Raw genomic sequence first — 17,124 nt, 5'->3', positions numbered from 1 at the left:
TAACATGGACGGCCGCCAAGCCTTAATCGGCGGGTTAAACAGGGATGGTCCCCCACCTTGCGGTGCGGGACCATCCCTTGATCAGGCTATGACTGCGGTCTAGCGGAAGTCGCTGCCGAGGTCGTAGTCATCCAGCGGGATGGCGTGGAACTCAGGAGCTCCGTCGCCGCCCAGCGTGTCGTAGGAGAAGTCGCTGAAAGCGCTGGGACCCGTGAACAGGTTTGCCTTTGCTTCTTCAGTCGGCTCCACCGTGACCTCCGTGTAGCGCGGGAGACCCGTGCCGGCGGGGATGAGCTTACCGATGATGACGTTCTCCTTGAGGCCGAGCAGCGGGTCGCTCTTGCCTTCCATGGCCGCCTGCGTCAGGACGCGGGTGGTCTCCTGGAAGGAAGCTGCCGACAGCCAGGACTCGGTGGCCAGGGATGCCTTGGTGATACCCATGAGCTCAGGACGTCCGGAAGCCGGAGTCTTGCCCTCGGACACCACGCGGCGGTTGGCGTCTTCGAAGCGGCTGCGCTCGGCCAGCTCACCGGGGAGCAGGTCGGATTCACCCGATTCGATGACCGTGACGCGGCGCAGCATCTGGCGGACGATGACCTCGACGTGCTTGTCGTGGATGCCGATGCCCTGGCTGCGGTACACGCCCTGGACTTCGTCCACCAGGAACTTCTGTGCAGCACGGGGGCCCATGATGCGCAGAACCTGCTTGGGGTCGACCGGGCCGTTGATGAGCTTCTGGCCCACCGCGACGTGCTGGCCGTCTTCAATCAGGAGGCGTGAGCGGCGAAGGACCGGGTAAGCGATCTCTTCACTGCCGTCGTCCGGAGTGATGACCAGGCGCATCTGGCGCTCGGACTCTTCGATGGCGATGCGGCCGGCTGCTTCTGCAATCGGTGCGACACCCTTCGGAGTACGGGCTTCGAAAAGCTCCTGGATACGGGGCAGACCCTGGGTGATGTCGTCGCCACCGCTGGCGGAAACAGCACCACCGGTGTGGAACGTACGCATGGTCAACTGGGTACCGGGCTCACCGATGGACTGTGCGGCAATGATGCCCACTGCCTCACCGATGTCCACGGTCTTGCCGGTGGCCAGCGAACGGCCGTAGCACAGGGCGCAGGTGCCGACGCTGGACTCACAGGTGAGTACAGAGCGGACCTTGACCTCGGTGATACCGGCTGCGAACAGTTCGGCAATGACGACGTCGCCGCAGTCGGTGCCGCCGGCAGCCAGGACCTTGCCCTTGGAGTCAACGACATCCACGGCCAGGGTACGGGCGTACGCGCTGTTCTCAACGTTCTCGTCCAGCACCAGCTCACCGTTGGCATCAGCCACGGCGATCGGGGTGACGAGGCCGCGTTCGGTGCCGCAGTCCTCTTCACGGACGATGACGTCCTGCGAGACGTCCACCAGACGACGGGTCAGGTAACCCGAGTTGGCGGTACGCAGCGCGGTGTCAGCCAGACCCTTACGGGCACCGTGCGTGGCGATGAAGTATTCCAGCACCGACAGGCCCTCGCGGTAGGAGGACTTGATCGGACGCGGGATGATCTCACCCTTAGGGTTGGCCACCAGGCCACGGATACCCGCGATCTGACGGACCTGCATCCAGTTACCACGTGCACCGGAGGAAACCATGCGGTTAATCGTGTTCATGGGCGACAGGTTGTCACGCATGACCTGGGCGATTTCGTTGGTTGCCTTGTTCCAGATCTCGATCAGTTCCTGGCGACGCTCGTCGTCGTCGATCAGGCCCTTGTCGTACTGTCCCTGGATCTTGGCAGCGCGCTCTTCGTAACCGGCAAGGATGACCGGCTTCTCGGCCGGAACCTCGATGTCGGAGATGGCGACGGTGACGCCTGAGCGGGTGGCCCAGTAGAAACCGGCGTCCTTCAGGTTGTCCAGCGTTGCCGCGGTAACAACCTTCGGGTAGCGCTCGGCGAGGTCGTTGACGATGCGGGACAGTTCGCCCTTGTCGGCAACAGCCTCAACCCACGGGTAGTCCTCGGGCAGGGTCTGGTTGAAGATGACCTGGCCCAGGGAGGTCTGGACGAGCGCGGTCTGACCCGGCTCCCAGCCTTCCGGAGCTTCCCAGCCGGCGTAAGGAACAAAGCCCTCAAGACGGATCTTGACCTGGGAGTTCAGGTGCAGCTCGTGCAGGTCGAACGCCATGATGGCTTCCGAAACCGAGGAGAAGATGCGGCCTTCGCCAGCTGAACCGACACGCTTGGTGGTCAGGTGGTAGAGGCCGATGATCATATCCTGCGAAGGAAGGGTCACCGGGCGGCCGTCGGACGGCTTCAGGATGTTGTTGGAGGACAGCATCAGGATGCGTGCTTCAGCCTGGGCCTCGGGGCTCAGCGGCAGGTGCACTGCCATCTGGTCGCCGTCGAAGTCAGCGTTGAAGGCGCCACAAACCAGCGGGTGGAGCTGGATTGCCTTGCCTTCCACAAGCTGCGGTTCGAAGGCCTGGATGCCGAGGCGGTGCAGGGTAGGTGCACGGTTGAGCAGCACCGGGTGTTCGGTGATGATCTCTTCCAGCACGTCCCAGACCTGCGGACGGTAACGCTCGACCATGCGCTTTGCCGACTTGATGTTCTGGGCGTGGTTGAGGTCAACCAGGCGCTTCATCACGAACGGCTTGAAGAGCTCCAGGGCCATCTGCTTGGGCAGACCACACTGGTGCAGCTTCAGCTGCGGGCCGACGACGATGACCGAACGGCCGGAGTAGTCAACGCGCTTGCCGAGCAGGTTCTGGCGGAAACGACCCTGCTTGCCCTTGAGCATGTCGCTCAGGGACTTCAGCGGACGGTTGCCCGGACCCGTTACCGGACGGCCACGACGGCCGTTGTCGAAGAGGCTGTCAACAGCTTCCTGAAGCATGCGCTTCTCGTTGTTAACGATGATCTCCGGAGCACCGAGGTCAAGCAGGCGCTTGAGGCGGTTGTTGCGGTTGATCACACGGCGGTAGAGGTCGTTGAGGTCGGAGGTCGCGAAGCGGCCACCGTCCAGCTGGACCATCGGGCGCAGTTCCGGCGGGATCACCGGGACGGCGTCCAGCACCATGCCGAGCGGGCTGTTGTTGGTGGTCAGGAACGCGTTGACCACCTTCAGGCGCTTCAGCGCACGGGTCTTGCGCTGGCCCTTGCCGTTGGCAATGATGTCGCGCAGCAGGTCCGACTCGGCCTGCATGTCGAAGTTCTCAAGACGCTTCTTGATGGCTTCGGCACCCATGGAGCCTTCGAAGTACATGCCGTAGCGGTCACGCAGTTCGCGGTAGAGGCCTTCATCACCTTCGAGGTCTGCGACCTTCAGGTTCTTGAAACGGTCCCAGACCTGCTCAAGGCGCTCGATGTCGGCGTCGGCACGCTTACGCACGTTGGCCATCTGACGGTCCGCGGAGTCGCGGGCCTTCTTCTTGTCGGCAGCCTTGGCGCCTTCACCTTCGAGACGGGCAAGCTCGTTCTCAAGGTCGCGGGCGATCGTGGCGATGTCCGAGTCGCGGTTGTCGACCAGCTGCTTCTTCTCGATATCGTGCTCAACCTGGAGGTTGGGCAGTTCTTCGTGGCGGCTGTCGGTATCGACGCTCGTGATCATGTAGGCAGCGAAGTAGATGACCTTTTCGAGGTCCTTCGGTGCAAGGTCAAGGAGGTAGCCCAGGCGGGACGGAACACCCTTGAAGTACCAGATGTGCGTGACCGGTGCGGCCAGTTCGATGTGGCCCATGCGCTCACGGCGGACCTTGGCGCGGGTGACTTCAACGCCACACCGCTCGCAGATGATGCCCTTGAAGCGCACACGCTTGTACTTGCCGCAGTAGCATTCCCAGTCGCGGGACGGGCCGAAGATCTTCTCGCAGAAGAGGCCGTCCTTCTCGGGCTTGAGCGTGCGGTAGTTGATGGTTTCCGGCTTCTTAACCTCGCCGTAAGACCAGCCACGGATGTCTTCCGCGGTGGCGAGGCCGATCTGCATGAGGCCGAAGGAGGATTCGCTGGACATATGGTCCCTGTTCTCTCTTGTTCTCTAAATTCTGAAGTCTTGGGTTACGGGAAGAGGGAGCCCCGGAGCAAGGCAGCGCGGCGTGCCGGCTGCCCTGCTCCGGAGGACTCTAGACCTCTTCTACGGAACTGGGCTCTGCACGAGACAGATCGATGCCCAGTTCTTCCGCAGCCGTGAAGACTGCGTCATCAGAGTCACGCATTTCAATTGTGGTTCCGTCCGTGGAAAGCACTTCCACGTTCAGGCACAGCGACTGCATTTCCTTGATCAAGACCTTGAAGGACTCAGGAACGCCCGGCTCAGGGATGTTCTCGCCCTTAACGATGGCTTCGTAGACCTTCACACGACCGTGGATATCATCCGACTTGATCGTGAGGAGTTCCTGGAGCGTGTACGCGGCGCCGTAAGCTTCGAGCGCCCACACTTCCATTTCACCGAAGCGCTGGCCACCGAACTGTGCCTTACCACCCAGCGGCTGCTGCGTGATCATGGAGTACGGGCCGGTGGAGCGCGCGTGGATCTTGTCGTCCACCAGGTGGTGGAGCTTCAGGATGTACATGTAGCCGACCGAGATCGGATCCGGGAACGGCTCGCCGGAGCGGCCGTCAAACAGGCGGGTCTTGCCCGAGGAGTTGATCAGGCGGTCGCCGTCGCGGGTCACGTTGGTGGAGTCGAGCAGGCCCGTGATTTCTTCTTCACGCGCACCGTCGAAGACCGGCGTTGCAACAGTGGTCGAACCACTCTCGCGCGGCAGGTTCGGCAGCTGCTTGACCCACTCGGGCTCGCCTTCGATCTTCCAACCGGTCTTGGCAACCCAGCCGAGGTGCGTTTCGAGCACCTGGCCGACGTTCATACGGCCCGGAACACCCAGCGGGTTCAGGACGATATCAACGGGGGTACCGTCGGCAAGGAAGGGCATATCCTCGATCGGAAGGATCTTGGAGATAACACCCTTGTTGCCGTGACGGCCGGCGAGCTTGTCGCCGTCGGTGATCTTGCGCTTGGCGGCCACGTAGACGCGGACCAGCTGGTTGACGCCCGGGGGCAGCTCGTCGTCGTTGTCGCGGTCGAAGACGCGGACGCCGATGACGGTGCCGGACTCGCCGTGCGGAACCTTCAGGGACGTGTCGCGGACTTCGCGGGACTTCTCGCCGAAGATGGCGCGCAGCAGGCGCTCTTCCGGGGTCAGTTCGGTTTCACCCTTCGGGGTGACCTTTCCGACCAGGATGTCGCCGGCTTCAACCTCGGCACCGATGTGGATGATGCCGCGCTCGTCCAGGCCTGCAAGGACTTCCTCGGACACGTTGGGGATGTCACGGGTGATTTCCTCGGCACCAAGCTTGGTGTCGCGGGCATCGATCTCGTGCTCCTCGATGTGGATGGAGGAAAGGACGTCCTCGGCAACGATGCGCTGCGAGAGGATGATGGCGTCCTCGAAGTTGTGGCCTTCCCATGACATGAATGCCACGAGCAGGTTCTTACCGAGGGCGAGTTCACCCTGGTCCGTTGCCGGGCCGTCAGCGATGATGCCGCCGACCTCCAGGCGCTGGCCTTCGCTCACCAGGACACGGTGGTTGTAGCAGTTGCCCTGGTTGGAACGGGCGAACTTGTTGATGCGGTAGTTGGTTTCCGTGCCGTCGTCGTTAAGCATGATGACGAGTTCAGCGGACACCTCGGTGACCACACCGGCCTTCTTCGCGATGACAACGTCACCGGCGTCGACGGCCGCGGCACGCTCCATGCCGGTACCGACGAACGGCGCCTCGGAACGGACCAGCGGCACAGCCTGGCGCTGCATGTTGGCACCCATGAGTGCGCGGTTAGCATCGTCATGCTCGAGGAACGGGATCAGGGCCGTAGCCACGGACACCATCTGGCGCGGGGAAACGTCCATGAACTCGACCTCGGCGGCGGGAACCAGCACGGGCTCGCCTCCACCACCACGGGCGCGGACCAGGACGGTCTCTTCGGCGAACTTCTTGTTCTCGTCCAGCGGAGCGTTGGCCTGTGCAATCAGGACCTCTGCTTCGTCGTCGGCCGTCAGGTACTGGACCTCATCGGAAACGACACCTTCGGACACGAGGCGGTAAGGCGTCTCGATGAAGCCGAACGGGTTGATGCGGCCGTAGGAAGCCAGCGAACCGATCAGACCAATGTTCGGGCCTTCAGGGGTTTCGATGGGGCACATACGTCCGTAGTGGGACGGGTGAACGTCTCGGACTTCCATGCCTGCACGGTCACGGGACAGACCACCCGGGCCAAGCGCGGACAGACGGCGCTTGTGGGTCAGACCCGACAGCGGGTTGTTCTGGTCCATGAACTGGGACAGCTGGGAAGTTCCGAAGAACTCCTTGATGGCTGCCACAACGGGGCGGATGTTGATCAGTGTCTGCGGCGTGATGGCCTCGACGTCCTGCGTGGTCATACGCTCGCGGACGACGCGCTCCATACGGGACAGGCCGGTGCGGACCTGGTTCTCGATGAGCTCGCCGACGGCGCGGATGCGGCGGTTGCCGAAGTGGTCGATGTCATCGATCTCGACGCGCAGTTCGTGGTCCTGGCCGTCGCGCTTGCCCGTGAGGGTCTTCTCGCCGGCGTGCAGGGCAACCAGGAACTTGATCATCGCAACGATGTCTTCAACGTGCAGGACCGAAGCTTCCTTGTCGCCAAGGGAGCGGTCGATGCCAAGCTTGCGGTTGATCTTGTAACGGCCGACCTTGGCCAGATCGTAGCGCTTGGAGTTGAAGTACAGGTTGTCCAGCAGGGACTGGGCAGCCTCGACGGTGGGCGGCTCGCCCGGTCGCAGCTTCCGGTAGATGTCCAGCAAAGCGTCTTCGCGGGTTTCGGTGGCGTCCTTCTCCAGCGTTGCGCGCATGGAGTCGTACTGGCCGAACTCTTCGAGGATCTGGCCTTCGGTCCAGCCGAGGGCCTTCAGCAGCACCGTGACGGACTGCTTGCGCTTGCGGTCAAGCCGAACGCCGACCTGGTCGCGCTTGTCGATCTCGAGCTCGAACCAGGCACCGCGGGACGGGATGATCTTCGCAGTGAAGATGTCCTTGTCGCTGGTCTTGTCAGCGGTGCGCTCGAAGTAGGCGCCCGGGGAACGGACCAGCTGGGAGACAACGACACGCTCGGTGCCGTTGACGACGAAGGTGCCCTTCTCGGTCATCAGCGGGAAGTCACCCATGAACACGGTCTGCTGCTTGATTTCGCCCGTGTTGTTGTTCATGAATTCGGCTTTAACGTACAGCGGAGCCGAGTACGTAGCGTCCCGGTCCTTGCACTCGGCCATGGTGTATTTGGGATCAGCGAACTCCGGGTCGGAGAAGCTCAGGGACATGGTGCCCTGGAAATCCTCGATCGGGGAGATCTCTTCAAAGATGTCAGACAGACCGGAGCTAGTGGCGACGCTGAGGTCGCCTTCTTCGACAGCCTTCGCAACGCGTGCCTGCCAGCGTTCGTTTCCGACCAGCCAGTCAAAGCTGTCCGTTTGCAGGGCAAGCAGATTCGGAACGTCAAGAGGTTCGTGAATCTTTGCGAATGAGAGCCGGCGAGTGGCACCATCGGTGCTGTCGGCATTGATAGCGGTAGCGTTGTTTACATTAGAGGTGCTCGAGGCGACCAAGAGGGATCCTTCCACAGACCTTCAGGCGTTTTCAGATCTCCCCCGTTGCAAGCCCTGCAGAATGACTCCGCAGCGCTACCAGTCCGGTTCCGCTATATGACCCGGGACCCAGGCTGTTCATGTTGATGCACGTCTCGGACGGCACGTCGATGGAACAGCTGCTAGGCAAAGCCCACCGCTATATGAAGGCTGAAGGTAAACAGGGAAGACGCAAATATCTACGATACGGCAAAGCGGCGCGCGTGTCTACCCCACTTCCCCGGTTATTGCAAGCACTGTTGCCGGAGGCACCTAGTTGGGTTTACAGCGTGAGCGTCACGCCCTCGGCGGTGCAGTCGCCGGCGTTGGCAAAGACAGCATCGCGCACGGCGTCCTTGGCGGACTGGTCCGGCTGGCCGCCCTTCTCGACGACGGCAGAGTGGCTGATGGTGAGAGCGCTTAGCGACGAAAACAGTCCCCTCAGGTTTCCTGTGTAGGCGTCCTTGGCCTTCCATGCCTTGGCGTAGATCGCTTCATAGGCGTCGGACGTGGGCTCGCTGGCCCTGTACTCCGCGTACAGCGAGTTGAACAACTCGCAGGCCTCTTTGGCGCCCCCGGACTGGGGAGCCGCAGGGCTGGAGGACGGAGACGGCGCGGATGTTGCGGACGTCGCTGCGGCCGACGACGATGTGCCCCCCGGGGCCGGGGTGGTTACGGAACAGGCCGTGAGCCAGGCGAGGCTTAGCATGGCTGCCGCGGCGAGGACGTTCTTCAAGATGCTGCTCCCTGTTTTCCGTTGCTGAAACTCCTTCCACCCTACGCAACGCCGCGGGCACCCGCATTTCCGGTGCATGGGGAGTTCTCCCCTGTGGTCACCCCCGCCGGCACCCGGCGCCCGGCCGGATGAGGGGCGGGCGGCCGGATGAGGGGCGCCGGCCGGATGAGGGGCGGGCGGCAGGAAAGGCGGGTGGAATGGACCCTGCGCCAGGTGCGTTTGAATGGATAGGTGATTCGGCTCACGATAGCCTTGGCCTACACCGTCACAGATCGGAAGAGATAACCATGAGCAACTCCCCAGACAACAACGATGTTGTCATCCTCGCTGCGGCACGCACGCCGCAGGGCCGCCTCAACGGCCAGCTGGCCAGCTTCACGGCGGTGGAACTCGGGGCGCATGCCATCAAGGCGGCCCTCGCCGCAAGCGGCGTCGGCGCCGACAAGGTGGATGCGGTCATCATGGGCCAGGTGCTGCAGGCGGGAGCCGGCCAGAACCCGGCGCGGCAGAGCGCCATCGGCGCTGGCATCGGCTGGAATGTCCCCACAGTCACCATCAACAAGGTGTGCCTTTCCGGCCTGACGGCTGTCATCGACGCCGCCCGCATGATCCGCAGCGGTGATGCCGCCGTCATCGTCGCCGGCGGGCAGGAATCCATGACCCGGGCCCCGCACATCCTGCCGGGGTCCCGGCAGGGCTGGACCTACGGGACTGTCCAGGCGCTGGATGTGGCCGCGCACGACGGCCTGACGGACGCGTTCGACGGACAGTCCATGGGGCTGTCCACCGAGAGCAAGAACCTGGTCCTTGGCATCGACCGGGCATCGCAGGACAACGTGGCGGCCCAGTCGCACCAGCGGGCCGCGCTGGCGGCCAAGAACGGCGTCTTCGACGACGAGATCGCACCCATCAGCGTCAAGCAGCGCAAGGGCGATCCCATTGTTGTCTCCGAGGATGAAGGCGTGCGCCCCAACACCACGGTGGAATCGCTGGCCGGGTTGCGGGCGGCATTCGTCAGCGACGGCACCATCACGGCCGGCAACTCCTCTCCCCTCTCCGACGGCGCCTCGGCCCTGGTGCTGAGCACGCGGAAGTTCGCGGAAGAAAACGGCCTGGACTACCTCGCGGTGGTGGGCAAGCCGGGCCAGGTGGCGGGGCCGGACAATTCGCTGCATTCGCAGCCTTCACACGCGATCAGGAATGCCCTCGACCGGGCGGGATGGACCACCGCGGACCTTGACTTCATCGAGATCAATGAAGCCTTCGGATCCGTTGCGGTGCAGTCGCTCAAGGACCTCAAGTACCCGTTGGAGAAGTGCAACATCCACGGCGGAGCCATCGCCCTGGGCCACCCCATCGGAGCCTCCGGTGCGCGCCTGGCCGGGCATGCAGCCCATGAACTGAAACGCCGGGGCACCGGAAAGGCCGCCGTATCCCTGTGCGGCGGCGGCGGGCAGGGCGAAGCCCTCCTGCTGTACCGGGACTGACCGTGGCCTCATCCCCAGACGCGGCCACCAGCAGCAGCACCACTTCCGGCGGTGTCGGCAGGGAGCGTTTCCTGGCCGACGCCGCCGCGCGCGGGCTCGAGGTCGAGATAGTGGAGCGGCTCGCAGCGAAGAGCCTTGAGGAGGCCGCCGGCATCCTGGGCATAACGCCGGCGGACATCGTGAAGTCCCTGGTGGTCAAACACAAGGACGGCAGTTTCCTCTTTGCCCTGGTCCCCGGCGACCGGCAGATCTCCTGGCCCAAGCTGAGGGGGCTGCTGGGCGTCAACAAGCTCTCGCTGCCGCCGGCGGACGTCGCGTTGGAAGCCACCGGCTATGAACGCGGCACCATCACCCCGCTGGGGAGCATCAGGGCGTGGCCCGTCTACGCGGACGCGACCATCGCAGGGCGCCGGATTTCCATGGGGGCCGGACAGCACGGCTACAGCGCCTTCGTGGATGCCGACGCCCTGACCACGGCGCTGGGCGCCGTGGTCGCGGACATCAGCGACCCCGCCTAGCCCGCACCGTTTAGGGAATGACCGTCAACGGTTGGCCGTTGACCACCAGCCGCCAGTCGCTGCGGCTGAACAGTGCCGCGTCAAGGGTGCCGCTGTCCACAACGTAGTCGATGATCCGTTGCCGGATCTCCTGCTGGCTGTTGGAGAGCACGGGCGCGGTTTTGACGCCCGGGAAGTTCCCGCCGCCGCTCTGGCGGTAGTTGTTGATGGCCATCGCGAATTCCTGGTCCGCGCGCAAGGCCTCTCCCCCGTAGCTGAGGTTCGAGATCCGGCTTCCCACGGGCCGGGCCAGGTCGATGTCGTAGGTGAGCGGGGCGTCCAGGCCATAGACGACGTCGTAGTTGTAGTCGGGCGTTCCGCCCGGTGCCGTCGGGGTGACGGAATTGGTGACGTCGGCAGCGGCGGCAGTGGTGCTGGTGACCGGTTTGAAGTAATGCGCCGACCATTCGAGGTAGGCCTTCACCTGCGCTCCGGTGACCTTGATGGACAGCAGGGTGTTGTCGAAGATGTAGAGCCCGGCGACGTCCCGGATGGTCAGCGGTCCCGCCTTTACATCCACGGCGCGGGAGAACGCCGCGGCAATGGACAAGACGGGGAGGCCGGCGTTCGCGCCACCCGCAAGCTCGGCTTTGATGGTGCTCGCCTGGACGAAGTTGATGGCGTCGATAGCCGCCGAGTCCTCCCAGCAGGCGGTTCCGGTGCTCAGCGCCGCCGTCGACGTACCGATCACCTCGTTCACATACTTCACGGTCGCTTCGTGCCCGGCCTGCACAGCGCGGACGACGGCGGGATCCGGCTCAGCCGTCTTGGCGTCCAGCAGGTGGGAGGACGCCGAGGTGACGTTCCACCGGCCCCTCTCCTTGGTCAGCCGGAGGTCCATCACGGAAACCCGCATGCCCCACTTCAGGGGCTCCGTCAGGAGCACCTGCTTGCCGGTGGCCTTGTGGGTGACGAAGCGTTCCGGGATCTCCACGTGCGCGTGGCCCACCAGGATGGCGTCGATGCCCGGGACCTCCTCGGCAAGAAGGGTGGAGGCATTTTCCGGGAAAGGCAGGGCGTCGCCGTAGGAGGATCCCGGCGTCGCGCCTGAATGGCTGGAGACGATCACGACGTCGGCTCCGGCAGCCTTCATCTGCGGAATGACGGTCCTGGCTTCCTCCACAATGCCGTTGAAGTCCAGCTTCCCCTGGACGTTGTCCCGGTCCCACAGCGCGCAGCCGGGAGTCACGAATCCGACCAGTCCCACGGTCAGCCACCCGTTGTCCGTTTTGATGCGCTTGAGTACGTAGGGAGTGAATGCACGCTGGCCGGTCACGGCGTCGTGGACATTGGCGCCGAGCAGCGGAAAGTCCAGTTGTTTCTCCCAGGTGCGGAGCAGCGGGATGCCGTAGTTGAATTCGTGGTTCCCGAGTCCGACGGCGTCGTAGCCCACGGCATTCATTGCCAGGGCCATGGGGTGGGTGACCGAATCGGAGATGGGCCTGATCTTGGCGAAGTAGTAGGCAAGGGGCGTGCCCTGGATGGTGTCGCCGGCGTCGATGGTCAGCGTGTTCGCTGCGACGCATTCAGCCCGCATGGCCTTGATGAGGGTGGAGGCCTGGGCGATGCCGATCTTGTTGCCCGCAGCGTCGGCGTAGCTGGTGTTCTTGAAGTAGTCCCAGTTGAAGACGTTGTTGTGCAGGTCGGTAGTGCCGAGCACGGTCAGGGTGAACTGCTTCTTGTCCTCTGGCCGGAGGGCCGGGCGGGCCTGCGCCGCGGGGGCTCCGGCGAAGGTGGTGGCGGCGGCGGTCCCGCCGACCAGGGCTGCGGTAAGCATGGCGCGGCGGGAAGGCGAGGGGGTCGGATCGGTCATCGTGTGAGCTCCTTGACGTTGGTGGCCGGTGGGCACAAAGCCAAAGTCTAGGGCTGCGGGAAGTGCATGAAAAGGAGAGTCCACAATCTTTTTCTGAACTTCACCGGTTGTTGGTGCGGGGTGGTGTGGGGTGTCCGCGGGGCGGCTGGTGCGGCTGTTGATGCCGCTCCGGACGCAGAAAACCCCGCCCACCGGAGTGGACGGGGTTTCCGTGAAGCAGCGTGTGTTACTTGAGGGTAACGGTGGCGCCGGCAGCTTCGAGCTGCTCCTTGGCCTTCTCGGCAGCTTCCTTGGTGACGCCTTCGAGGACGGCCTTCGGAGCGCTGTCAACAACGTCCTTAGCTTCCTTGAGGCCCAGGGAAGTGATGGCGCGAACTTCCTTGATCACTGCGATCTTCTTGTCGCCAGCAGATTCGAGAACGACGTCGAATTCGGTCTTCTCTTCAGCTTCTTCAGCAGCACCGGCAGCGGGGCCAGCAACGGCAACAGCAGCAGCGGTAACTTCGAAGGTCTCTTCGAAGAGCTTGACGAACTCGGAGAGCTCGATGATGGTCAGTTCCTTGAAAGCTTCAATGAGCTCTTCGTTGGTGAGCTTCGCCATGGTGTGGCGTCCTTCCTATAGGTGGTGCTTGGCGGCCTGGGCCGTAGTCCTCGCACCGGAGTCTGGTCTAAAAGAGAATTAGTTCTCTTCGGTGGCTGCGGCTTCGGCCGGAGCTTCGGTCTCTGCTGCTTCTGCGGCCGGTGCTTCTTCAGCGGCGGGCGCTTCGGCAGCTGCCGGTGCACCGTTCTCTTCTTCAAGCTTGAGGCGCAGGGCGTCGATGATGCGTGCAGCAGCGGCAGCAGGAGCCTTGAGGATCCCTGCAACCTTGGCGAGCTGCAGCTCACGGGACTCGAGTGCTGCCAGGGCAGCAACTTCGCTGGCGTTCAGTGCCTTGCCCTCGAAGTAACCGGTCTTGATGACCAGCTGCTTGTTGGTCTTGGCAAAATCCGTCAGGCTCTTGGCAGCCGCAACTGCGTCACCCTTGATGAACGCGATTGCAGTGGGGCCGGCGAGCTGTCCGTCGAATGCTTCGACACCAGCTTCCTTGGCTGCAATGGCGGTCAGGGTGTTCTTGACGACCGAGAACTTGGTGTCCTGGCCGAGAGAAACACGCAGCTGCTTGAGCTGTGCAACAGTGAGCCCACGGTATTCGGTCAGGACAGCGGCGTTCGATTCCTTGAAATCGTTTGTGATCTCAGCTACTGCTGAAACCTTTGCAGGCGTTGCCATAACCCTCCTTCCGGGGATAGTGCCGGTATTCCGGGTCCCCGCTCAAGGTGAGCTAAAACTAAAAACGCCCCGCGCAGATGCACGGGGCTTGGCTCAACGCAGTTCAAACCGCGGAGCTTTGCTTCGTTCACCTGCGCCGGCCGCCCTATGTTCAGGGTCCTTCGTCCGGAAATCCACTGGCTCTCCCGCACACAACTGCAGAATTGAGCGATGCTCAGGAGAGTGGATTTCCAACAACCGACGGTCTTTGGTAGTTCAAGCTTACGGGCAAGGCTGCCCGTACTCCAAATCGGGCGGCTCAGCTGCTGCTGGGCCCGAGGTCCGGGAGGTCCTTCTGCCAGATCCCCGTGACGCCCGCCGTGGTGAACCCCAGCTGCTGGTTCACCTTGAGCAGGTACCTGTTCTCCGGGGCGTTCCAGGTGTAGATGACCCTGGCATCAGGGAACTGCTCGGTGAGCCGTTCCATGTTGGCCACCTTAATCAGCAGGCCCAGTTTGTTGCCCCGGTGTTCCTGCATCACCACTGTGTCGTCCTGGAACACCACGTCCTGCCGCTGCGAAAGGACACTGATGGTGGTCAGCCCCACCAGCATCCCGGTGGCGATGTGTTCGACGGCGGTGACCACCGTGCGCCGTCCCTGCGCAATGGTGGCCTCTTCCGCTTTCCTGATCATGGCGCCGTCGAACACCATCTGCTCGTCGGTCCTTGACGACGGTTCAGTGTCCTCGCCTGCCTGGTTTTCGAGGGCGGCCACCGCGTCCAGCCACTGGTCCGGGCACCGGTCCGTCCAGTGATGCAACCGGTAGCGGCCAGCGTTGGCCTGCTCCGCTTCGTCCGACAGTTCCGCGACCAGCTTGGTGTCCAGCGGCAACAGGCACGAGCTGAACTGCTCGATGTGCTGCAGGGTGTAGCCGGTCTTGCGGGCAAACTCCACTTCCCGGCTTCCCATCGGAACGAAGCCAAGGCCGGAGCCCGGGACCAGCTGGTCATCGACCTCGCTGTTCAATGAGACGCCGGGATGGTTGGTGTCGATCAGGATCGACGTCCGGCCTTCAGCCCGGGCAAACTGCTCCGCCGCCTCCAGCAACTGGCGTCCCACTCCCTGGCGCTGGAACTCGGGCAGGATGTCCAGCGTGAATTCCGCGAGGTCCAGGTTATCGGCCAGGGGCAGGGCGATGTCTGCCGTGCCCACGATTTCGCCGTCCACCCTGGCAACGAGGATGATCTGGCGTTCGTAGGGATCGGCAAGTTCGAGGAGCTTTTCCAGCGGGGTGTAGGCGAGATCGTCACTCCCCCATGTCTGCATCCGGACCTTCCGGCTCACTTCGACGGCGGCCAGGAAATCGGCGCTGTCGGGCCCGTCGAGGGAATCGGGAATCCAGAGTTGTTCGATCCGTACGTCTTTAACCATAGAGGGCGTCATTCCAGTCGTTTCTGCCACTCACCTTCAAAGCCGGCGGGCTTGAATCCAAGCGAAATATTAATCGCCAGCATATGCCGGTTTTCGCTGGCGTTCCATGTAATGACCGACTCCGCAGCCGGGCACGCCTCCCGGGCGAGCCTGATATTGGCGATCTTGGCCAGCATTCCCAGCCGGCGGCCGCGGTGCGGTGCCGCGACCAGCGTGTCTTCCTGGATCAGAACGCGAGGCCGCTCCGGACGGTAGCTCAGCACCGTAAAGGCTGCCAGGTCTCCTGTCCCCGAGTGCTGGACCGCGGCCACCAGCGCCACCACACCGCTGCGCTCCCAGCCTTGTTCCTCAACGCGCACCCTCGCCGCGTCCCAGTCTTCGACCTCGGCTTCCAGCCCGGCGGTCGGCACGTCCGCGCTCATCCTCCGTTTCAGGGCGGCGTAGGCATCCACGAGGGATTCCGGGCAGCTGCCCTGCCACGCCACCACCCGGTAGCCGTCCGCGTGCTTCCTGGCGTCGGCTTCCAGTCCGTCCAGCAGCTCCGGGTCCACAGGCAGCCGCAGCCTGCCGGACCTTTCCACCTGCTCCAGTTCATAACCGGAGGCCAGGGCGAAGCACGTTGAGGCAAGGTTCAGCGGAACACCGCCGCTCCCGGATTTCGCCGGGAGTTCTTCCGTGCCCGGCTGCTGCTCCTGGACGGGCTCCTCGCAGTAGCCTTCGAATACCCTGCGTCCACGACTGTGGGCCGCTTCCTCTGCAACCGCCAGCAGCCGCCTGCCAATCCCCCGCCGCCGATACGGGGCAGCAACCAGCACGTCGATCCAGGCCACTGACATGTTCTCCTTGAGCGGCAGCACCACCGCACAGGTACCCACCGGGACGCCATCCAGCGTTGCCAGGAACTGCAGACGTTCCTCGTAATCGGTTCCGCGCCAGTATTCCTGGTCTTCCCGGAGTGTGGATCCGCGGTCCAGGTTTCCCCACTTGGCCAGATGGTGCCCGTCGCGGAGCGCACGGCACGCCAGGAGGCTGGCGGCCAGTCCCGTCCCTTCGTCCCCGGGCTGCGGGATGGCGACGGCGGTGATCGCCAGGCCGGTCACGGCGTCTTCTGCCATTCACCGTCGTACCCCGCGGGACGGAAGCCGAGCGCCACGTTGATCGAGAGCATGTGGTCGTTTTCGGCGGCGTTGAACGTAATGATTCGCTCCACCTCCGGATAACCGGCCAGCAGCCGGCGGATGTTGAGGATCTTGACCAGCATTCCCAGGCGGTGCCCCCGGTGATGGCGGGCCACGAGGGTATCGTCCTGGTTGGCCAGCCACGGCTTCCCGTCTGACACCTGAAGGACGGTGTACGCGGCCAGTTCCCCGGTCGAACGGTGCCGGGCGGCTGCCACCAGGGAGTTCAGGCCGGCCTTCTTCCACGTTTTCTCCACGTGCCGGACCCGGCTCACGTCCCAGGTTTCCTCGTCGTAGTTGAGGCCACCCGCGGGCGTGTCCGTGCTCATGCGGGACATCAGGACTGCGAGTTGTTCCGCATATTCCTCAGGGCAACGGTCCGTCCAATGCAGCAACTCGTACTGCTGCGCCGCCTTTTTCCCCGCTTCGCTTTCCAGTGCAGAAAGCTTGCTGTCCGCCGTTAGGAGGGACAGGGCGCTGAAGCGCTCCACCTGTTCCAGCCGGTAGCCGGCCTGCAGGGCGAAACGCACACCGTCCGCGTCTGCGGGCACTCCGCCCGTTCCCGTTGCCGGCCGGAGCAGCCCGGACCCGTCGGCGTCGAAGTCTGCCGGGTGCTCCGTGAATGTCTGAAGTATGGTGCGCCCGTGCGATGCTGCCAGCTGCTCGGCGTGGCCCAGCAGCGCCTGGCCGATGCCCAGCCCCCGGAACTCCTTCAGCACAGTCACGTGCAGGAGTGCGGTCTGGAGGTTTTCCTGGACCCCCATGCGGATCCAGGACCTCGCAACCATCCGACCGCGCAGCCGCACGAAGAAGAGCCTCACCTGTGCGTAGGGGCTGTCCCGCCAATACTGAAGCCTCGTGGCCAACGGTGCCAGGCGGTCCGCGTTACCCCAGGTTCCGAGCACCAGGGCATCGCTGAGCGCTCCGAACTCCAGGAACTCGCCGGCCTCCGGGGAATCGATTGCGTCGGGCAGGACAAGGGGTTCGATGACGTAAGCCGCTGCATTCACGGGGACAGCCTAACCGGGGG

At 63.8% G+C, this 17,124-nt stretch carries 11 protein-coding genes; 2 read left to right on the top strand and 9 right to left on the bottom strand.

Annotated features, from left to right (window positions below; genetic code table 11):
* Positions 1-99: 99 nt before the first annotated feature.
* From PV761_RS04695 to PV761_RS04685, 3 genes are all read right to left on the bottom strand, one after another.
* Positions 100-3,999, bottom strand: a complete 3,900-nt coding sequence (locus PV761_RS04695) for a DNA-directed RNA polymerase subunit beta' (RefSeq protein WP_011692815.1) — start codon at positions 3,997-3,999, stop codon at positions 100-102.
* A gap of 109 nt (positions 4,000-4,108) precedes the next feature.
* On the bottom strand, positions 4,109-7,624 hold the full coding sequence (gene rpoB / locus PV761_RS04690; RefSeq protein WP_028269585.1) for a DNA-directed RNA polymerase subunit beta: 3,516 nt from the start codon (positions 7,622-7,624) through the stop codon (positions 4,109-4,111).
* 301 nt (positions 7,625-7,925) lie between these two features.
* Positions 7,926-8,378 (bottom strand): hypothetical protein, encoded by a 453-nt coding sequence (locus PV761_RS04685; RefSeq protein WP_347894795.1) that lies wholly within the window; start codon positions 8,376-8,378, stop codon positions 7,926-7,928.
* Between the two features lie 287 nt (positions 8,379-8,665).
* On the opposite strand from PV761_RS04685, the gene PV761_RS04680 reads away from it, so the two are divergent.
* Both PV761_RS04680 and PV761_RS04675 read left to right on the top strand, forming a co-directional pair.
* Positions 8,666-9,865 (top strand): acetyl-CoA C-acetyltransferase, encoded by a 1,200-nt coding sequence (locus PV761_RS04680; protein WP_347894793.1) that lies wholly within the window; start codon positions 8,666-8,668, stop codon positions 9,863-9,865.
* Between the two features lie 2 nt (positions 9,866-9,867).
* Positions 9,868-10,383 (top strand): YbaK/EbsC family protein, encoded by a 516-nt coding sequence (locus PV761_RS04675; RefSeq protein ID WP_347894791.1) that lies wholly within the window; start codon positions 9,868-9,870, stop codon positions 10,381-10,383.
* A gap of 10 nt (positions 10,384-10,393) precedes the next feature.
* Here the strand turns inward: PV761_RS04675 and PV761_RS04670 are convergent, their stop codons facing one another.
* From PV761_RS04670 to PV761_RS04645, 6 genes are all read right to left on the bottom strand, one after another.
* Entirely contained in the window at positions 10,394-12,235 is a 1,842-nt protein-coding gene (locus tag PV761_RS04670) for a 5'-nucleotidase C-terminal domain-containing protein (RefSeq protein ID WP_347894789.1), read from the bottom strand.
* A 226-nt stretch (positions 12,236-12,461) separates the two neighbouring features.
* A complete protein-coding gene (gene rplL / locus PV761_RS04665) occupies positions 12,462-12,836 on the bottom strand; it encodes a 50S ribosomal protein L7/L12 (protein WP_028269590.1) in 375 nt (124 codons plus the stop codon).
* 78 nt (positions 12,837-12,914) lie between these two features.
* Entirely contained in the window at positions 12,915-13,505 is a 591-nt protein-coding gene (gene rplJ / locus PV761_RS04660; RefSeq protein ID WP_028269591.1) for a 50S ribosomal protein L10, read from the bottom strand.
* Between the two features lie 298 nt (positions 13,506-13,803).
* Positions 13,804-14,916, bottom strand: a complete 1,113-nt coding sequence (locus PV761_RS04655) for a GNAT family N-acetyltransferase (protein ID WP_028269592.1) — start codon at positions 14,914-14,916, stop codon at positions 13,804-13,806.
* An 8-nt stretch (positions 14,917-14,924) separates the two neighbouring features.
* Complete coding sequence (locus PV761_RS04650) at positions 14,925-16,031, bottom strand: GNAT family N-acetyltransferase (protein WP_347894786.1); 1,107 nt, start codon at positions 16,029-16,031, stop codon at positions 14,925-14,927.
* A complete protein-coding gene (locus PV761_RS04645; RefSeq protein ID WP_347894784.1) occupies positions 16,013-17,104 on the bottom strand; it encodes a GNAT family N-acetyltransferase in 1,092 nt (363 codons plus the stop codon). Before PV761_RS04645 ends, PV761_RS04650 begins: the two co-directional genes overlap by 19 nt.
* Positions 17,105-17,124: the final 20 nt, after the last annotated feature.

This window comes from Arthrobacter sp. CC3 (genome assembly GCF_039907775.1).
Taxonomy (GTDB): Bacteria; Actinomycetota; Actinomycetes; order Actinomycetales; family Micrococcaceae; genus Arthrobacter.
The sequence above is the reverse complement of the archived record's forward strand: the minus strand, read 5'-3'. Positions and strand labels throughout refer to the sequence as shown.

Bases quoted from the DNA above. Each gene is read 5' to 3' on its own strand.
- PV761_RS04695 (WP_011692815.1), bottom strand. From the start codon at position 3,999: ATGTCCAGCGAATCCTCCTTCGGCCTCATGCAGATCGGCCTCGCCACC.
- PV761_RS04680 (WP_347894793.1), top strand. From the start codon at position 8,666: ATGAGCAACTCCCCAGACAACAACGATGTTGTCATCCTCGCTGCGGCA.
- PV761_RS04670 (WP_347894789.1), bottom strand. From the start codon at position 12,235: ATGACCGATCCGACCCCCTCGCCTTCCCGCCGCGCCATGCTTACCGCA.
- rplL (WP_028269590.1), bottom strand. From the start codon at position 12,836: ATGGCGAAGCTCACCAACGAAGAGCTCATTGAAGCTTTCAAGGAACTG.
- rplJ (WP_028269591.1), bottom strand. From the start codon at position 13,505: ATGGCAACGCCTGCAAAGGTTTCAGCAGTAGCTGAGATCACAAACGAT.
- PV761_RS04655 (WP_028269592.1), bottom strand. From the start codon at position 14,916: ATGGTTAAAGACGTACGGATCGAACAACTCTGGATTCCCGATTCCCTC.
- PV761_RS04650 (WP_347894786.1), bottom strand. From the start codon at position 16,031: ATGGCAGAAGACGCCGTGACCGGCCTGGCGATCACCGCCGTCGCCATC.